Source organism: Sphingopyxis panaciterrulae (assembly GCF_014199295.1).
Taxonomy (GTDB): domain Bacteria; phylum Pseudomonadota; class Alphaproteobacteria; order Sphingomonadales; family Sphingomonadaceae; genus Sphingopyxis; species Sphingopyxis panaciterrulae.
The window spans coordinates 210448-227842 of record NZ_JACIJH010000004.1; the positions used below are offsets into that span (position 1 = coordinate 210448).

A 17395-nucleotide genomic window follows, 5' to 3' on the forward strand; every position below is an offset into this window, starting at 1 on the left:
CAAGCTCAGCACGGACGGATTGAGGGGAAAGCGTCATGACGAAAGCGCGCGTCGCCGTCCTGATCTCGGGCACCGGCACGAACATGGCCGCGCTGCTCTACGCCGCGAAGGCCGAAAGCTGCCCTTATGAGATCGTCCTTGTCGCCAGCAACAATCCCGACGCGGCGGGGCTCGCACTCGCCGCGGCAGAGGGCATCGCGACCTGGAGCCTTTCGCACAAGGGGATGAACCGCGACGCCTTCGACGCGCTGGTCGACGACCAGCTTCGCGCCGTGGGTGCCGACTATGTCGCACTCGCGGGCTATATGCGCATCCTGAGCAGCGATTTCGTCGCGAAATGGCAGGACCGGATGCTCAACATCCATCCCAGCCTGCTGCCGCTCTACAAGGGACTCGACACCCACCGCAAGGCGATCGAGGCGGGCGACCGCCACGGCGGCTGCAGCGTCCATGTCGTGACCGCGGACCTCGACGACGGCCCGGTGCTCGCGCAGACGCCGGTCGCGATCCTGCCCGGCGACACGCCGGACAGCCTCGCCGCGCGGGTCCTGATCGCCGAGCATCAGCTCTATCCGCCGACCCTCGCCGCCTATGTGACGCGCGAACGCTCGGCGGGCTGGCTGCTCGGCCGCGTGCGCGATCTCGCGCTGGCGCTGCCCGAAACCGACGAGGTGACCTCGCACGGCATGCCCTGCTTCGGGATCGTGAAGGGCAAGAAATTCGCTTACTTCACCGAAGACCATCACGGCGACGGCAAGATCGCGCTGCTGGTCAAGATCAGCGGCGCCGACGAGCAGGCGGCGCTGATCGAGATGGACGCCGATCGTTATTACCGCCCGGCCTATTTCGGCGATGGCTGGATCGGCATCCGCCTCGACCTCGGCGACACCGACTGGGACGCGATCGGCGACTGGCTGCGCAAGAGCTGGCTGTCCATCGCGCCGAAACGCCTTGCCGGGCTGATGGCGGCGGCGGACGAGTTCTGACGCAAAAAAGGGGACGCCGGATCGCTCCGGCGGCCCCTTTTTTACGTTTGCGTTCGCGCGATGCTCAGCCGACGATTTCTTCGGGCTTGAAGAAATAGGCGATCTCGATCGCGGCATTCTCGTCGCTGTCCGACCCGTGGACCGTGTTCGCCTCGATGCTTTCGGCCAGTTCCTTGCGGATCGTGCCCGGCGCGGCGTCCTTGGGGTTGGTCGCGCCCATGACGTCGCGGTTGCGCTGCATCGCATCCTCGCCTTCGAGGACCTGCACGACCACAGGACCCGAGGTCATGAATTCGACGAGTTCGCCAAAGAAGGGGCGCTCCTTGTGGACGGCATAGAAGCCTTCGGCCTGCTCGCGGGTCATGCGGATGCGCTTCGAGGCGACGACGCGCAGGCCGGCTTCCTCCAGCATCCTGGTGACCGCGCCGGTCAGATTGCGGCGCGTCGCGTCGGGCTTGATGATCGAAAAGGTGCGGGTGACCGCCATGAGAGAAGCTCCTGCGTTATCGTGCTTTGGGTTGCGCGCGCCTCTAGCCGCGCTTTTGCTGCACCGCAAGAACGAAGGAAAGCTTCCCCAACCGACTATCCGCCCACGCCATAGGTGACGCTGCCCGTCACCTTGCCGCCCTCCTGCGTCGCGGTGACCTGGACCCCGGACTTGTCGTCGTCCGGCTTTGCGGCACCGATCATCAGCGTGTCGCCCGACTTCACCTCGGCATTGACCTTGAAGCCCGCGGCTTCCGCCTGCTTGCGGAAATGGGCGATCACGTCCTCGGCCTTTCCGGGCGCCTCGAAGCTCGCCATGCCCGACTGGCTGCCCTTGCCCGTCGCGGTGAAGCCGCCGGTCATCTTCGACCCTGGATAGGGCGCGAAGCCGTCGGGCAGCTTCGCATTGGCAGCGCCGCCCCCAAAGCTCATCTCGCCGTCTTCGGTCTTGATGCTGACATTGCCCTCGTCGCCCTCGCCGCTCGCGGTGACCTTATAGTCGGTGGTTTCGCCGGTCTCGGGGTCGGTGACGGTGCCGCTGGCGACCTCCTTCTCCGATTGCGAGCCGCACGCGGCGAGCAGCAGCGCCGCCGTCAGGACCAGGGTACGCATCCTCATTCTCCTCTCGATCAGGGGCCTTCCGACCAGCGACCGCGGTCGTCCTGCTTCCAGAAATGCCGTTCGACGCCCTCCGCCGCGCCCAGTTTTCGCCAGGTCGCGCGCGCGTCGTCGATGCGGCTGTTATCGAAGAGAAAAAAGACGCGGTCAAATGTCAGCGCCTCTTCGCGCCATTCGCCATCGGCCAGCGCGACATGATGCGCACCATTGGCGGCGGGCGGCACCAGCGCGCCGGCGATCAGGATCGGTTCGAGCGCGGCATCGGCCGTCTCGGCCATGGCGTGCGGCAGGAAACTCGCGGGCTGAAGCGTCCACAGCGCCTCGTCGATCGCCTGACGCTGCATCGCCGGCCCGGCGACGACCAACAGCCGCTCGCCGCTGTCCAATATCCGGCCCGCGATGGCGGGGAGTACCCGCTCGGCGGGATCGCGGGTCAGCCGATAGAAATCGACGCGCGCCATTTTCTGCCTAGCTCACGGTCGTCATTGCGAGGAGCCGGAGGCGACGCGGCAATCCAGAGCAGGCGGTAACCGCCCTGGATTGCTTCGCTTCGCTCGCAATGACGAGGCCACAAGCCTATCCTTCGCAATGATCGGCGATGAACCGGTCGAGCAGGCGCACACCATAGCCGGTCGCGCCCTTGACATAGGTCGGACCGTCCTTGTCGTGCCATGCCATGCCCGCGATATCGAGATGCGCCCAGGCGACCCCCTCGTTCACGAAGCGCTTCAGAAACTGCGCTGCGGTGATCGAGCCGGCCTCGCGCGGGCCGATATTCTTGATGTCGGCGATCGGACTGTCGAGCAACTTGTCGTAGGCAGGCGACAGCGGGAAACGCCACAATTTGTCGTTGCTCGCATCCGCAGCGCTCAGCAGCTTCGCCGCCAGGTCCTCGTCGTTCGCGAACATGCCGGCATATTCGTGGCCGAGCGAGATGACCATCGCGCCGGTCAGCGTCGCAAGGTCGACGATGACCTTGGGGTCATAGCTCTTCTGCGCCCAGGCGATCGCGTCGCACAGAACCAGCCGTCCCTCGGCGTCGGTGTTGAGCACCTCGACCGTCTGCCCCGACATGGTGGTGACGATGTCGCCCGGACGCTGCGCGTTGCCGTCGGGCATATTCTCGACCAGCCCGACGACGCCGACGACATTCGCCTTCGCCTTGCGGCCCGCGATCGCCTTCATCGCGCCCGCTACCGCACCCGCGCCGCCCATGTCCCACTTCATCATGTCCATGCCCGGCCCTGGCTTCAGGCTGATGCCGCCGGTGTCGAAGGTGACGCCCTTGCCGACGAACACCACCGGCGCCTCCCCCGCCGCGCCGCCGTTCCAGCGCATCGCGAGCAGTCGCGGCGGCCGCGTCGAGCCCTGCGCGACGCCGAGCAGCGCCCCCATGCCGAGCGCTTTCATCTGCCGCTCGTCGAGGATTTCGAGCTCGATCCCCAGGTCGGCGAGATGCTGGCAGCGCTCGACGAAGGTTTCGGGATAGAGGAGGTTCGGCGGCTCGGCGACCAGCGTCTGGGTCAGCGCGACGCCGTCCGCGACCGCCGAATAACGGCCCCAGCGCGCCGACAGGTCGCCGGCGGGCGACGCGATCACGACCGTCGTCAGGCTGGGCTTCGCAGTATCGGCCAGCCGCGTGCGATAGGTGTCGATCCGCCAGTTCCGCAGCTTCGCGCCCATGGCAAAGGACAGCACATCCTCGGCATCGCTCTGTCCGGCGCTCGCGAAATCGACATGGACCGTCTGGACGCCGCTGGTCTGCAGCCGCGCCGTCAGCGCCGCACCGCCGCGCTCCAGATCATGCTCGCCGCCCTCGCCGATGCCGACGAGCAGCAACCGCTGCGCCCCGCTGCCCGCCAACACGGTCGTCTCGGCGATCGCGCCTGCCGCACCGTCGAACCGCGCCTGCGAGGCCGCCGCCGTCAGCAGCGGCGCCTGCGCGCCGGCGACGGCCGAAAGCCCGCCCTTGCGGACCGGAAAGGCGACGACGTCGGCAGACGCGTCGATTTGCGCGACAAATTGAATGTCCATGCCTTAACTCTCTTATGCGGTGATTGATTGCAACGTGTGGGACCGATAGGGGTTTCGCCTGCGAGTTGCAAAAACAAAGCAGCCGTTTCGAGTCCGGTGGACGCAATATAGGGTCAGGACCCTAAGGTTTGGCACGAAGGGTTTACATGAGCTGGGCTTTGTTCCCTCGCGCGACCGGCAAGCGTCGGCTCTGGCTGGCGACTGCAAGCTTGCTGGCGTTCGCCGCAAGCCCGGCCGTCGCACAGGACGCCCCCGAAGAGCAGGTCGTCCCGCCGCCCGCCGTCCCGACCCTGCCGGACGACAGCGTCCCGCCCGGCGAGCCCGATCTGCAGACCCCCGACGTGTCGCCGGTGATCACCGATGCGCCGAAAGTCGCCGCCGAGGACCAGGTCGGTTTCGCCGCCGACAATCTTCACTACGACAGCGACAGCGACGTCGTGATTGCCGAGGGCAATGTCGAGATGAACCGCGACGCCATTTCGATGCGCGCCGACAAGGTTACATGGGACCGCCGGAGCGGACAGGTCGTCGCCGAAGGCGACGTCGCGATCCGCAATCCGGAGGGCGATACCGCCTATGGCGACCGGATCGAACTGACCGACAGCCTGCACGACGGGGTGGTCGAGGATCTGCTCGTCGTGCTCGAGAACGGCTCGCGGCTGGCCGCGGTGCGCGGCACCCGCTTCGACAACGGCAATATCGAGCTTGAGAACGCCGCCTACACCCCCTGCCCCGTCGTCGACGAGGCGGGCTGCCCCAAGAAGCCGAGCTGGCAGATTCGCGCGGTGCGCGTGCTGTACGACCGGGCGAAGAACAAGGTGAAGTACAAGGGTGCGCGGGTCGAGGTCTTCGGACTGCCGCTGATCCCACTGCCGGGTCTCAGCCACCCGGCGACGAGCGAGGCGGGCAGCGGCCTTCTGGTCCCCAATGTCCGGCTCGACCGCACCAACGGCTTCGAGATCGCGGTTCCCTATTATCTTCGCCTCGCGCCGAACCGCGACATGACGATCACGCCGCACCTCTATACCGATGCGGCGCCGATGCTGGAGGGCGAATTCCGGGCGCTCACCGATTTCGGATCGTTCCGTATCAACGGCTATGCGACCTATAGCTCGGTCGTGCCGCTGGTCGGAACGCCGACGACCTCGACCAACGAGTTCCGCGGCTATCTGGAGAGTGCGGGCAAGTTCCAGATCGATCCCCAATGGAGCGTCAGCTATTCGGGTCGCATCGCGACCGACCGCACCTTCATGCGCCGCTACGACATCAGCCGCGACGACCGGTTGCGCTCGACCTTCGAGGTCGAGCGGATCGGCGGGCAGAGCTATTTGTCGATCGCCGGCTGGGCGACCCAGACGCTGCGCTTCAACGACGAACAGGGGCAACAGCCGATTGCGCTGCCGATCATCGATTTCCGCCAGCGGCTCGACGATCCGTGGCTGGGCGGTCAGTTCGAGCTGCAACTCAACACCGTCGCGATTGGCCGCACCGCGGGGCAGGATACGCAGCGTGCCTTCGCCGGCGCGCGCTGGGATCTGCGCCGTCTGACCGGGCTGGGACAAGAGGTGACGCTGACCGCCATGGTGCGGGGCGACGTCTATCACAGCGACGAGAATCTCCTCACCGCCATCCCCGGCTATCGCGGCGCGTCGGGGTGGCAAGCGCGCGGCATCGCCGCGGTCGCGGCCGACATGCGCTGGCCCTTCATCGGCGAATTTCTGGGCGGCACGCAAACGCTGACGCCGCGCGTCCAGATCGTCGCGACGCCGCCGATCGAGAATCTGGATATTCCGAACGAGGATGCGCGCGCCTTCGACCTCGAAGACAGCAATCTGTTCGCGATCAACCGCTTCAACGGTTACGACCGGTTCGAGGACGGCGCGCGCGTCACCTATGGCTTCGAATGGAACTACAGCCGCCCCGGCTTCAACATCAGCACCGTGGTCGGGCAAAGCTATCGCCTGTCGAGCAAGCCGACGCTGTTCCCCGACGGCACTGGTCTGACCGACCGCACCTCCGACATCGTCGGGCGCACCACCGTCGCCTACCGGGATTTTCTGCGCCTCACCCACCGCTTCCGGCTCGACAAGGACAGCCTGGCCGTCCGCCGCAACGAATTCGATGCGACGATCGGCGGCCGGTCGACCTACGCCGTGCTCGGCTATTCGCGCCTCAACCGCGACATCGTCAGCGTGGCCGAGGATCTGCAGGACCGCGAGGAAGTGCGCGCCGGCGGCCGCGTCGCCTTTGCGCGCAACTGGTCGATCTTCGGTTCGGCGATCGTCGACCTGACGAGCGCCAAAGAGGACCCGCTCAGCACCGGCGACGGGTTCGAGCCGATTCGCCACCGGCTCGGCCTTGCCTATGACGATGATTGCCTGTCGATCGCACTGACCTGGCGCCGCGACTATATCGACACCGGCGATGCGCGGCGCGGCAACAGCTTCTCCTTCCGCGTCGCCTTCCGCAACCTGGGGTTCTAGCTTGCTCGCCTGCCCGCTCGCTCAGCCTGCGTTCAGCGTCGCGAGCCTATCCGTGCCGCCAAAGGGTCCGGATGGCGGATTGCGCTGGACCATCGGGCGCATCCGCTGATACGGAGCGTGCCACTGTTTCTCGAATAGGGTGAAGATGACCAGATTTTCGACCATGATCGGCCTGATCGCCGTGGCGGCCGTCAGCGCGACGCCGGTGATCGCCCAGACCGCTTCCGAAACCACCGTTTCCGATAATGAGGTGCCCACCACCAGCCTCGACATTCCCGGCAACGTCAAACTCTATGGCGATGCCAAGCCCAACGTCTATCGCCCCTCGGCAACCGTGAATGGCGAGATCATCACCTCGACCGACATCGAGCAGCGCATGGCGCTGATCCGCATCGCCAACTCGAACCTGAAGCTCAGCCCCGAGGAAGAGGAGCGGCTGCGCCAGCAGGTGTTCAGCAACCTGATCGACGAAAAATTGCAGATTCAGGCCGCGAAGCAGGCCGAGATCACGATCGACGAGAATCTGATCAATCAGCAATATGCCCAGCTCGCCGCGCGCTTCAAGCAGTCGCCCGAGGATTTTTCCAAATATCTGACGTCCAAGGGCTCGTCCGCCGCGGCGGTCAAGCAACAGATTCGCGGCGAATTTGCGTGGGACCGCCTGCTGTCGAGCAATATTCAATCGACCACCAACGTATCGACCGATGAGGTCGATTCGGTGCTCAAGCGGCTCGAGGCGGCGAAGGGGCAGGACGAATATCATCTCGGCGAAATCTATCTGTCGGCGACGCAGGACAATGTCGCCGCGGTGGTCGAGAATGCGCGCAAGATCATGGAAGCGCTGCAGGCGGGCGGCTCCTTCGCCGCCTATGCGCGCCAATTCTCCGAAGCGTCGACCGCGGTCGTCGGCGGCGATCTCGGCTGGGTCCGCGCCGGCCAGCTCCCGGCATCGATGGCGGAGGCAGCGGCGCAGATGGGGCCAGGCCAGCTCGTCGGGCCGATCGAGGTGCCGGGCGGCGTCTCGATCATGCTGATGGTCGATCGGCGCCAGGTGCTGACCGCCGATCCGCGCGACGCGCTCCTCAGCCTCAAGCAGATTTCGCTCGACTTCCCGGCCGGCACCACCCCGGCGCAGGCGACCGAACTGGCGAGCAAATTCACCACGGCGACGGGCGCGATTTCCGGCTGCGGCGCCGCCGATCAGGTCGCGCAGTCGCTGGGCGCGCAGATCGTGTCGCGCGACAATATTTCGATGCGGCAACTGCCCGCCCCGCTGCAACAGACGCTCGCGACACTGCAGGTCGGCCAGACCACCCAGCCCTTCGGTGCCGAGAATGAGGGCATCAGCGTCCTCGTCCTGTGCGGCCGCGACATGCCGCAGGCAGCCGGCGCGCCGAGCGCCGAGCAGATCGAGCAGCAGCTTCTCGACGAAAAGGTCAACAAGCGGGCTCAGCGCTATCTGCGCGACCTGCGCCGGGATGCCGTGATCGAATATAGCTGATGAGTGATTTTTCGCATCGACGTCCGATCGCGGTCACCATGGGTGACCCGGCCGGCGTCGGCCCCGAAGTCGCGGCGCGTGCCTGGGCAGCGCGGCGCGAACATGGACTGCCGCCCTTCGTCGCCATCGGCGACATCGCGGCGATCGATGCCGTCTGGGACGGGCCGGTCGCCCGCGTCGGCGACATGGAGGAGGCGGTGCGGACCTTTGCCGAGGCGCTGCCCGTCTGGCACCTGGAGGACAGCGGACCGCTGACGCCGGGCGAGCCGACGCCGGCGGGCGCGACCTGCGCGCTCCACGCGCTCGAGACCGGGATCGGGCTGACCCGCACCCAGGCGAGCGCCGCGCTCGTCACCGGGCCGGTGTCGAAGCACGCGCTGCAAGGGATCGGCTATACCCACCCCGGCCAGACCGAATTCATCGCCGAACGCTGCGGTGTCGCCGCGACCAATGCGGTGATGATGCTTGCAGGCCCCGCCCTGCGCGTCGTGCCGCTGACCGTCCACATCCCGCTCGCCGAGGTGCCCGAACGGCTGACCGGCGAGCTGATCGTCGCCAAGGCGCGGATCGTCGCGCGCGGGCTCCGCCGCGATTTCGCCGTCGCCGCGCCGCGCCTTGCCATCGCGGGCCTCAACCCCCATGCCGGCGAAAGCGGCCGGCTCGGCGACGAGGAAATCCGCATCGTCGCCCCCGCGGTCGAGCAATTGGCGGAGGAAGGGCTGGTCGTCGACGGGCCGCTTGCCGCCGATGCGCTGTTCGCGCCGGGCATCCGCGACCAGTATGACGCCCTGCTCTGCCCCTATCACGATCAGGCGCTCGCGCCGTTCAAGGCGCTGCATTTCCACGACGGCGTCAACCTGACGCTCGGCCTGCCCATCGTCCGCACCTCGCCCGATCACGGGACGGCGTTCAACATCGCGGGCCGCGGCCGGGCCGATCCGGGGCCGACGATCGCGGCGATCGCGATGGCGGCGCGGATGGCGGCGGCGCGCGAGCAAAGCTGCGCGCCCGCCAAGTGACGACGCAGCCGCGCCGCCCGCTCCCGCCGCTTCGCGACACGGTGCGCGCGCACGGCCTCTCGGCGAGCAAGGCGCTCGGGCAGAATTTCCTGTTCGACGAACAGCTCCTCGACCGCATCGCCGCACTGCCCGGCGATCTCGACGGCGCGACGGTGTTCGAGGTCGGTCCCGGTCCCGGCGGCCTGACGCGCGCGCTGCTCCGTGCCGGCGCACGGGTGATCGCGGTCGAGCGCGACCACCGCTGCCTGCCCCTCCTCGGCGAATTGTCGGAGGCGTTCGATGGCCGGCTGACGGTGATCGACGGCGACGCGATGGCGATCGACGCCGACGCGGCCGCCGGTGGTCCCTATCACATCGTCGCCAACCTCCCCTATAATGTCGGCACCGCGCTGTTCACCCGCTGGCTCGAGCCCCCAGCCTGGCCGCCTTCATGGCGCTCGCTGACCCTGATGTTCCAGCAGGAGGTCGCCGAGCGGATCGTCGCCCCCGTCGGCACGCCCGCCTATGGCCGGCTCAGCGTCCTCGCCCAGTGGCGCGCGACCGCGCGCATCGCGATGAAGGTCCACCGCTCCGCCTTCACCCCGCCGCCCAAGGTCATGTCGGCCATCGTCCACCTCGTCCCCGCGGCGCAGCCCGAGGGCGTCGATCCCGCTTTGCTGTCGCGCCTGACCGAAAAGGGCTTCGGCCAGCGCCGCAAGATGCTGCGCCAGAGCCTCAAGGGCGTCGCGGGCGCCGTCGACGCGCTCGAAGCCATCGGCATCGACGCGACGCGACGCGCCGAAACGGTATGCGTCGCCGAATGGGTGGCGCTGGCGCGGGTTCTGGGCGGATCGGCGGGCGGTTAGGCGATGGGAAATGGCGGCCTTGGCACCGAGACCGGTTAGGGGTGGAAAGCGGCCATACCCCAGCTTCGTCATTCCCGCGAAGGCGGGAAAGACAAGGTTATAAAGCGCCGATCGTCGCCTATCGGTCGTTTCCGGACACCTCTCCATTCTGCTCGACACGAACAGACTAGCGAATGGCGACCTTCAACACCGGCCAATGCGCGCCCGTCAGTTCTGCCCGCTGGTCACGGTCGTTACCACCGGCTTCGGCGCGATCGCCTCGGCGGCGACCACGTGCCGCGAGGCGCCGGTCGCGATGGCCTTTTCCAGCGCCGCGACCTGCGGGCAGTCGCTCTTGCACAGGCGCTGCGCGTCGGCGAGCTTTTCGCGCGCGATCTCCAGCGCGCCCTTGGCGGCGAGCGCCTCGCCCTGACCGGTCAGCGCGACGAGGTCGTTGGGTTCGAGCAGCAGCGCTTCGCGATAAAGGCCGATCGCCTTGCCCGGCAGTCCCTGCGCGCGCGCCACCTGCGCCAGCGCGATGATCGCCGAACGGTTGCGCGGGTCGGCGGCGAGCGCCGATTCATAATAGTCGACCGCGCCGTTCAGGTCGCCCTTCGCCTGCGCCGCCTCGCCCTGCTTTTGAAGCGCGATCGAGGCCGGAAAAATATCATTGTCGGCACGCTGCGCGTCCGAGGCCGTGGGCAGGCTCGCAAGGACCAGGCCGGCTCCGATAGCCAGAAAACTGACGCGCATGGCATACTCCCATCGTTTGATCCGCGGGGAAGCTAACATGGCGCCGTCAGCCTTGCGAGGAAAAAGCCGTCGCAGCCGTCCCGCGCCGGAGTCAGCAGAAAACCGCGCCCCGCGGCGCGGCCGATGCCCGCCGGAAGCATGTCGTCGTCGGCCGTCCAGCCGGGATGCCGGTTCAGAAATTCGTCCACCTGGGCTCGCCCCTCGCGCGCGATGATCGAGCAGACGGCATAAAGGAGTTTGCCCCCCGGCGCCACCAGATCCGCGCCGATATCGACGAGCCGCGCCTGATCGGCGACATGGCGGTCGAGCCGCGCGGGGGTCAGGCGCCAGCGCAGTTCGGGGCTGCGCCGCCAGGTGCCGCTGCCCGAACAGGGCGCGTCGATGAAGACGCGGGTCGCGCGGCCTTGCCAGTCGGCGAGCATCGCCGCTTCCTTGCCGGGGTCGAGCAGCCGCGTCGCGATGCGCGTTGCGCTCGCCCGCTCCGCCCGCGGCGGCAATTGCCGCAGCCGCGCGCGGTTGACGTCGCAGGCCAGGATATCGGCGCGATCGGCGGTCAGTGATGCGATGGCGAGCGTCTTGCCGCCGCCGCCCGCGCACAGGTCGACGATCGCCATGTCCGGCGCGGCATCGAGTGCCGACGACGCATATTGGCTGGCGGCGTCCTGCACCTCGAAACGCCCCTCGGCATAGGCAGGATTCTGCACCGCAGCGGTCTCGGGCGGCAGCCGCCAACCATCGGGCGCCCCCGCGATCGCCTGCCCCTCGGGGAAGAGCGCGGCGAGGTCGTCGCGCGTGCCGGCAGGACGGTTGGTGCGCAGGTCGAGCGGCGCGCGCGCCAGCATCGCCTCCGTCTCGTCCGCACCGATCAGCGGATCGAACAGGTCGATCAGCGCCGGCGAAGCCAGCCCGGTTTCCGCACGCGCCTCGTCGGACGCGACCGGCGCGGGGCCATAGGGCGAGCCGTCGAACAAAGCCGCCAGCGCCGGATCGCGGTCGGCCAGCGCCAGCATCGCCGCGCGTCCCGATGGCGGCGCCGAACGAACGAGGCGGATCGCGTCATAGACATGACTGCGGATCGCGCGGCGATCCTTCGACCCCGCATAGCGCCGCGCGCGCATCGCCCCGGCAAAGATCGTGTCAGCCGGCGCCCCGCCCTCGCGGGCCGCGGCGGCGATGGCATCGAGAATCTCGATCGCAGTCTGCAGGCGCGCGGCGGGGGTCATGGCGTGCCAAAGCCCCTCCCCTTCAGGGGAGGGGTTGGGGTGGGGGCTGCCGGGACGACACTATGCCACAGGCCCTCCCCGCTGCGACTAGCGGGCAAGCCCGCAAGTCTCGCGGCCCCTCCCGCAAGCGGGAGGGGATACAGAGAGGACGAATTCACGGCCACCTCACCCTACCGGATAATTGGGTGCCTCGCGGGTGATCGCGACATCGTGGACATGGCTCTCACGCAGACCCGCATTGGTGATCTGCACGAATTTCGCGCGCTCGCGCAGATCCTTCAGCGTGCGGCTGCCCGTATAGCCCATTGCCGCCTTCACGCCGCCGACGAGCTGATGGATCACATCCTTGGCCGGTCCCTTGAAGGGCACCTGCCCCTCGATACCTTCGGGGACCAGCTTCATCTGGTCCTTGATATCCTGCTGGAAATAACGGTCGGCCGACCCGCGCGCCATCGCGCCGACGCTGCCCATGCCGCGATAGCTCTTGTAGGTGCGGCCCTGATAGAGGAAGGTTTCGCCCGGTGCCTCGGCCGTGCCCGCGAGCAGCGATCCGACCATCACGCTCGACGCGCCCGCGGCCAGAGCTTTGGCGATATCGCCCGAGGTGCGCAGGCCGCCATCGGCGATGACCGGCACGTTCAGTTTCGATGCCGCCTCGACGCTGTCGAGGATGGCGGTGAGCTGCGGCACGCCGACCCCGGCAACGATGCGCGTCGTGCAGATCGATCCGGGACCGATGCCGACCTTCACCCCGTCGGCGCCGCAGTCGATCAGCGCCCTGGTCGCCTCGCCGGTCGCGACATTGCCCGCCAGCACCTGCACCCGGTTCGACAATTTCTTGATCTTCTCGACCGTCACCCCGACCATCTTGCTGTGGCCGTGCGCGGTGTCGACGACGATCAGGTCGCATTCGGCGTCGATCAGCGCCTCGGCACGCTCGACCCCGCTGTCGCCGGTATTGGTCGCCGCCGCAACGCGCAGCCGACCGCTTTCGTCCTTGGTCGCGTCGGGGAAATTCACCGCCTTTTCCATGTCCTTGACGGTGATCAGGCCGATACAGCGATAGTCGCCATCGACCACGAGCAGTTTCTCGATACGGCGCTGGTGGAGCAGCTTGCGCGCTTCCTCCTGGCTGACGCCGGGGCGCACGGTGGCCAGATTGTCGGCGGTCATCAGCTCGCGCACCGGCTGGCCGGGATTGTCGGCAAAGCGGACGTCGCGATGGGTCAGGATGCCGACCAGCTTGCCGCCCGGCTCGACCACGGGAATGCCGGAAATCTTGTGCTGGTCCATCAGCGCGGTGGCATAGGATAGCGGCGCGTCGGGGGTGATGGTGATCGGGTTGACGATCATGCCGCTCTCGAAACGCTTGACCTGCCGCACCGCCGCCGCCTGTTCCTCCACCGTCAGATTGCGGTGGAGCACGCCGATGCCGCCGATCTGTGCCATCAATATCGCCATGTCGGCCTCGGTCACCGTGTCCATCGCCGACGACAGGATCGGCATGTTCAGGCTGATCTCGCTCGTCAGTTGCGTCGACAGATTGGCATCGGATGGCAGGATGTCCGACGGACCGGGGACCAGCAACACATCGTCAAAGGTCAGGCCGGTGATGATTTCCATGGGGCGCCACTTTCTGCTGCGAGGCGGCACCTGCCCCGGCTCGCGAGGGGCGGCACGCGCGAATCATTTGGTGGCGGCCCATGTAACCAGTCGCGCGGCGGCGCGCCAGAGGGCGCGCACGATTATTTCGCGATCGGCAAAAAGCGGCGGCGATGCGCGGGAAACGACGCCGTTGCAACCGGTTGCAACGGGTCCGAACGCCGGTTAGACCTCCGGCCCTGTAGGATGATCGGGGAAGAGGACAAGCCGATGGAATTACCCAGCCAGACATCCGCCGCGCCCGGCGGCCGGTCGACCGCCCTCGCCGCCTTTTCCGCGGTGACCGTCCTCTTCTTCGCCTGGGGTTTCATCACCTCGCTGATCGACCCGCTCGTCGCGGCGGTGAAGGGCATCTTCACGCTCAGCGATGCAGAGGCGCAGCTTTCGGCCTCGGCCTTCTTCATCGCCTATTTCGTCATGTCCTTTCCGGCGGCGGCGCTGATCGCGCGCGTCCATTCGGTGCCCTCGATCCTGATCGCGCTCGCGACGATGGTCGGCGGCTGCCTCGTCATGCTCGCGGCTGCCAATCTCGCGGTCTATCCGCTCGTGCTGCTCGGCCTGTTCATGCTGGCGAGCGGCATCACCGTGCTGCAGGTCGCGGCGAACCCGCTCGCCGCGGCGCTCGGCGACCCGAAGCGCAGCCATTTCCGCCTGACGCTCAGCCAGACCTTCAACAGCTTCGGCACTTTCATCGGCCCGCTGATCGGCGCCCATCTCTTCCTGAAGGGGGTCGAGGTCAAGGAAGGCGCGGTGGTGACCGACGCAGTGCGCGCCGAGGCGCTCGGCGGCATCGATTCGGCCTATTTCTGGATCTGCGGGCTGATCGTCGCGCTCTTCCTCTTCTTCTGGTTCAGCCGCCGCATCGTCGATGCCGCGGTGCCGCCGGCGCCGTTCGGCGCGCGCGGCACCATGGGCGCGCTGCTCGGCGAGGCCTTCGCCTCGCGCTGGGCCAGGCTCGGCGCGCTCGCCATCTTCTTCTATGTCGGCGCAGAGGTTGCGATCGGGACGCAGATGGCGCTGTTCCTCAACAGCGACGCGATCTGGGGACAATCCGACGCCCCCTTCGGCGTCCCGCTGCTCGGCTTCGCGATGGGCAGCGACGGTGTCCCCGGCGTATCGCTGCAGGAGGCGGGCAAGGCGGTCGCCTTCTACTGGGGCGGCGCGATGGTCGGGCGCGCGATCGGCTCGATCCTGCTCGCGCGCGTGTCGGCCGCGCGACTGCTCGCGCTCTCCACCGCGATCGCCGCGATGCTGTGCCTCTATGTCGTGACCGTCGGCGGCGCGACCGCCGGCTTCGTCGCGCTGTCGATCGGCCTGTTCAACTCGATCATGTTCCCGGTGATCTTCACCCTGACCCTCGAGCGCGCGGGCGCGCGGGCCGAGGCGACGTCGGGGCTGCTCTGCACCGCGATCGTCGGCGGCGCGGTGATCCCCTATTTCATCGGCCTGCTGTCGGGCGCGGTCGGCTATGCGGCGGCCCTGATCCTGCCCGCGGCCTGCTATGTCCTGCTCTTCGTCTTCGCCATCGCCGCCGCGCGGACGGCGCCGACGCAGGCGGCCGCAAGCGCGACGGTGCATTGAACCGCTGCGCGCCGGGGGGCTGAACCGTGGCGGACCTGTCGATCGCAGCCGCGTGCAAGCGCTTCGGCGAGACCGAGGTGCTGCGCGACGTATCGATCGAGGTCGCCGACGGCGAGTTCGCGGTCATCGTCGGCCCTTCGGGCTGCGGCAAGTCCACGCTGCTGCGCGCGGTCGCGGGGCTCGAGCATCTGACGAGCGGCCGCATCCGCATCGGCGCGCGCGACGTCACCGCGCTGCCACCGTCGCAGCGCGGCATCGCGATGGTGTTCCAGTCCTACGCGCTCTATCCCCATCTGACGGCCTATGAGAATATGGCGTTCGGCCTGCGGATCGCGAAGGCGGGTCGAGCCGAAATCGACGCCGCGGTGCGCCGAGCCGCCGCCATCCTCTCCATCGAAAGCCTGCTCGACCGCAAGCCCGCCGCGCTGTCGGGCGGGCAGCGGCAGCGCGTCGCGATCGGTCGCGCTATCGTCCGCCAGCCGCAGCTCTTCCTGTTCGACGAGCCGCTGTCGAACCTCGACGCCGACCTGCGCGGGCGGATGCGCCACGAATTCGCGGCACTGCACCGCACGCTCGGCACGACCACCCTCTACGTCACCCACGACCAGATCGAGGCGATGACGCTCGCCGACCGCATCGTCGTGCTGCGCGACGGGCGGATCGAGCAGGCGGGGGCGCCGCGCGACCTCTATGCGCGGCCCGACACTCTCTTCGTCGCGCAATTTCTCGGCACGCCGCAAATGACCGCCCTGCCCGCGACCATGGCCGAGGACGGCCGCGCGCGGCTCGCCGGCGGCCATGCCGTCGCGCTGCCCCCCCTCGCCGCGCCGCCGCCGCCGGGCGCCGCAGTGACGCTCGGCATCCGGCCGGAGGATGTCGCGATCGGCGCCACGGCGAATGCCCTGCCCTTCACCATCGCCTTCGCCGAGCGGCTCGGCGGGCTGGCGACCCTGCATCTGGAGGGGCCGGGCGGGGTGCTGACCTGCCAGATCCGCGACGACGGCAGTCTGAACGAAGGCGATGCGGTGCCGGTGACGCTGCCGCCGGCGCGCCTCCATCTGTTCGACGCGGCGGGAAAAAGGCTGCGGAGCGTGGACGAATGACCTTGCACTTCCGTAATGTAACCGGTTACTTATTAACCTGTCCGCACCCGGAAAAACCAGATGGAGTCGCCATCGTGGCTCGGGGAGAGAGGGGGCAAAGCGCATGGCAACCTTGAGGGACGTCGCCCGCGAAGCCGGCGTGTCGGTCGCGACCGCATCGCGCGCGATCAACGGGCTCGGCAACGTCACCGCGCCAACGCGCGCGGCGGTGCTCGCGGCGGTCAAGAAGCTCAATTTCGTGCCGCACAGCGGCGCGCGCAGCCTGACGCGGCGGCGCACCGACACGGTCGGGGTGATCCTGCCCGATCTGTTCGGCGAATTCTTTTCGGAGATCATCCGCGGCATCGACCTTATCGCGCATGAATCGGGGATGCACCTGCTGCTCGGCAACATGCACGGCAGCGCGCACGAGACGGCGGCGGCGATCGCGGCGATGCGCGGACGGGTCGACGGGCTGCTCGTCATGCCACCCGAACTCAAGCCCGAAACGCTGGCCCAGCATCTCGACCCGGTGCTGCCGACGGTGCTGCTCAACTATGACGCGGCGACGCTCGACCGGCCCTATGTCGCGGTCGACAATTATCGCGGCGCCTGGACGATGACCGAGGCGCTGCTGGCCGCCGGCGCACGGCGGATCGTCCATATCGCGGGACCGAAGCACAACCGCGACGCGCGAGAACGCCAGCGCGGCTTCGTCGATGCGATGGCGGCGATCGCGGACGAGCGCCATCCGGTGATCCTGCCCGGCGATTTCTCGGAAGAAGCAGGGGCCGAAGCGGCACGGATGCTGGTCGAGGGCAAGATGCCCGCCGATGCGGTGTTCGCGGCAAACGATCTGATGGCGGTCGGCTGCCTGATGCGGCTCGGCGAGGCGGGACTGAAGGTCCCGCACGACCTGATGGTCGCGGGCTTCGACGACATCCCGCTCGCCCGTCACATCACCCCGGCGCTGACGACGATGCAGGTCAAGATCGACCGGCTCGGCTCGACCGGCATGATGATGCTGCTGCGGCTGCTGCGCGGCGAAGCGCCGGGCGCCGCGAGCGCGACGATCCTGACCCCGGTGCTGATCGAGCGCGGCACCACCGCCCGCGCGGTGGAAGCGGCGGCGTGAGACGCGCT

15 protein-coding genes are annotated in these 17395 nt (G+C 68.1%); 8 read left to right on the forward strand and 7 right to left on the reverse strand.

The genetic code is table 11. The features are described 5' to 3' along the window. The first annotated feature begins 35 nt into the window (after positions 1 to 35). Positions 36 to 986, forward strand: a complete 951-nt coding sequence (gene purN / locus FHR21_RS09355; RefSeq protein WP_184097510.1) for a phosphoribosylglycinamide formyltransferase — start codon at positions 36 to 38, stop codon at positions 984 to 986. A gap of 64 nt (positions 987 to 1050) precedes the next feature. Here the strand turns inward: purN and ndk are convergent, their stop codons facing one another. The 4 genes from ndk to FHR21_RS09375 all read right to left on the reverse strand — a co-directional run bounded on the left by ndk (position 1051) and on the right by FHR21_RS09375 (position 4124). Then, positions 1051 to 1473, reverse strand: coding sequence for a nucleoside-diphosphate kinase (gene ndk, locus FHR21_RS09360; protein ID WP_184097512.1), 423 nt, complete (start codon positions 1471 to 1473; stop codon positions 1051 to 1053). Positions 1474 to 1568: 95 nt separating this feature from the next. Continuing rightward, positions 1569 to 2084 carry a hypothetical protein gene (locus tag FHR21_RS09365; protein ID WP_184097514.1) on the reverse strand — a complete coding sequence of 172 codons (516 nt, stop codon included), beginning with the start codon at positions 2082 to 2084 and terminating at the stop codon, positions 1569 to 1571. Positions 2085 to 2101: 17 nt separating this feature from the next. Beyond that, on the reverse strand, positions 2102 to 2551 hold the full coding sequence (locus tag FHR21_RS09370) for a DNA polymerase III subunit chi (RefSeq protein ID WP_184097516.1): 450 nt from the start codon (positions 2549 to 2551) through the stop codon (positions 2102 to 2104). Positions 2552 to 2666: 115 nt separating this feature from the next. Beyond that, positions 2667 to 4124, reverse strand: a complete 1458-nt coding sequence (locus FHR21_RS09375) for a leucyl aminopeptidase (protein WP_184097518.1) — start codon at positions 4122 to 4124, stop codon at positions 2667 to 2669. Positions 4125 to 4270: 146 nt separating this feature from the next. Here FHR21_RS09375 and FHR21_RS09380 point away from each other — a divergent pair, with 146 nt between their 5' ends. The 4 genes from FHR21_RS09380 (at position 4271) to rsmA (ending at position 9972) form a co-directional block, all read left to right on the forward strand. Further along, a complete protein-coding gene (locus FHR21_RS09380; RefSeq protein ID WP_246427143.1) occupies positions 4271 to 6607 on the forward strand; it encodes an LPS-assembly protein LptD in 2337 nt (778 codons plus the stop codon). Between the two features lie 145 nt (positions 6608 to 6752). Continuing rightward, positions 6753 to 8108, forward strand: coding sequence for a peptidylprolyl isomerase (locus FHR21_RS09385; RefSeq protein WP_184097520.1), 1356 nt, complete (start codon positions 6753 to 6755; stop codon positions 8106 to 8108). Next, positions 8108 to 9127 (forward strand): 4-hydroxythreonine-4-phosphate dehydrogenase PdxA, encoded by a 1020-nt coding sequence (pdxA, locus tag FHR21_RS09390; RefSeq protein ID WP_184097522.1) that lies wholly within the window; start codon positions 8108 to 8110, stop codon positions 9125 to 9127. The genes FHR21_RS09385 and pdxA overlap by 1 nt, the downstream gene beginning before the upstream one ends. Further along, positions 9124 to 9972: a 16S rRNA (adenine(1518)-N(6)/adenine(1519)-N(6))-dimethyltransferase RsmA gene (gene rsmA / locus FHR21_RS09395; protein ID WP_184097523.1), complete on the forward strand. Its 849-nt coding sequence runs from the start codon at positions 9124 to 9126 to the stop codon at positions 9970 to 9972. Before pdxA ends, rsmA begins: the two co-directional genes overlap by 4 nt. Before the next feature lie 207 nt (positions 9973 to 10179). Here rsmA and FHR21_RS09400 read toward each other — a convergent pair whose 3' ends face one another. From FHR21_RS09400 to guaB, 3 genes are all read right to left on the reverse strand, one after another. Beyond that, the gene (locus FHR21_RS09400) at positions 10180 to 10704 is read right to left on the reverse strand and encodes a tetratricopeptide repeat protein (protein ID WP_184097525.1); all 525 of its coding nucleotides are present in this window, start codon (positions 10702 to 10704) and stop codon (positions 10180 to 10182) included. A gap of 32 nt (positions 10705 to 10736) precedes the next feature. Beyond that, entirely contained in the window at positions 10737 to 11927 is a 1191-nt protein-coding gene (locus FHR21_RS09405; protein WP_184097527.1) for an RsmB/NOP family class I SAM-dependent RNA methyltransferase, read from the reverse strand. A 165-nt stretch (positions 11928 to 12092) separates the two neighbouring features. Then, the gene (gene guaB / locus FHR21_RS09410) at positions 12093 to 13550 is read right to left on the reverse strand and encodes an IMP dehydrogenase (RefSeq protein WP_184097529.1); all 1458 of its coding nucleotides are present in this window, start codon (positions 13548 to 13550) and stop codon (positions 12093 to 12095) included. Between the two features lie 249 nt (positions 13551 to 13799). On the opposite strand from guaB, the gene FHR21_RS09415 reads away from it, so the two are divergent. The 3 genes from FHR21_RS09415 to FHR21_RS09425 all read left to right on the forward strand — a co-directional run bounded on the left by FHR21_RS09415 (position 13800) and on the right by FHR21_RS09425 (position 17387). Then, positions 13800 to 15170, forward strand: a complete 1371-nt coding sequence (locus tag FHR21_RS09415; RefSeq protein ID WP_184097531.1) for an MFS transporter — start codon at positions 13800 to 13802, stop codon at positions 15168 to 15170. Between the two features lie 26 nt (positions 15171 to 15196). Beyond that, positions 15197 to 16273, forward strand: coding sequence for a sn-glycerol-3-phosphate ABC transporter ATP-binding protein UgpC (locus FHR21_RS09420; RefSeq protein ID WP_184097533.1), 1077 nt, complete (start codon positions 15197 to 15199; stop codon positions 16271 to 16273). Between the two features lie 103 nt (positions 16274 to 16376). Further along, a complete protein-coding gene (locus FHR21_RS09425) occupies positions 16377 to 17387 on the forward strand; it encodes a LacI family DNA-binding transcriptional regulator (protein ID WP_184097535.1) in 1011 nt (336 codons plus the stop codon). The last annotated feature ends 8 nt before the right edge of the window (positions 17388 to 17395 follow it).

Bases quoted from the DNA above. Each gene is read 5' to 3' on its own strand.
- FHR21_RS09415 (WP_184097531.1), top strand. From the start codon at position 13,800: ATGGAATTACCCAGCCAGACATCCGCCGCGCCCGGCGGCCGGTCGACC.
- FHR21_RS09385 (WP_184097520.1), top strand. From the start codon at position 6,753: ATGACCAGATTTTCGACCATGATCGGCCTGATCGCCGTGGCGGCCGTC.
- ndk (WP_184097512.1), bottom strand. From the start codon at position 1,473: ATGGCGGTCACCCGCACCTTTTCGATCATCAAGCCCGACGCGACGCGC.
- FHR21_RS09400 (WP_184097525.1), bottom strand. From the start codon at position 10,704: ATGCGCGTCAGTTTTCTGGCTATCGGAGCCGGCCTGGTCCTTGCGAGC.
- pdxA (WP_184097522.1), top strand. From the start codon at position 8,108: ATGAGTGATTTTTCGCATCGACGTCCGATCGCGGTCACCATGGGTGAC.
- FHR21_RS09425 (WP_184097535.1), top strand. From the start codon at position 16,377: ATGGCAACCTTGAGGGACGTCGCCCGCGAAGCCGGCGTGTCGGTCGCG.
- FHR21_RS09405 (WP_184097527.1), bottom strand. From the start codon at position 11,927: ATGACCCCCGCCGCGCGCCTGCAGACTGCGATCGAGATTCTCGATGCC.
- guaB (WP_184097529.1), bottom strand. From the start codon at position 13,550: ATGGAAATCATCACCGGCCTGACCTTTGACGATGTGTTGCTGGTCCCC.
- FHR21_RS09365 (WP_184097514.1), bottom strand. From the start codon at position 2,084: ATGCGTACCCTGGTCCTGACGGCGGCGCTGCTGCTCGCCGCGTGCGGC.
- FHR21_RS09375 (WP_184097518.1), bottom strand. From the start codon at position 4,124: ATGGACATTCAATTTGTCGCGCAAATCGACGCGTCTGCCGACGTCGTC.
- FHR21_RS09380 (WP_246427143.1), top strand. From the start codon at position 4,271: ATGAGCTGGGCTTTGTTCCCTCGCGCGACCGGCAAGCGTCGGCTCTGG.
- purN (WP_184097510.1), top strand. From the start codon at position 36: ATGACGAAAGCGCGCGTCGCCGTCCTGATCTCGGGCACCGGCACGAAC.
- FHR21_RS09370 (WP_184097516.1), bottom strand. From the start codon at position 2,551: ATGGCGCGCGTCGATTTCTATCGGCTGACCCGCGATCCCGCCGAGCGG.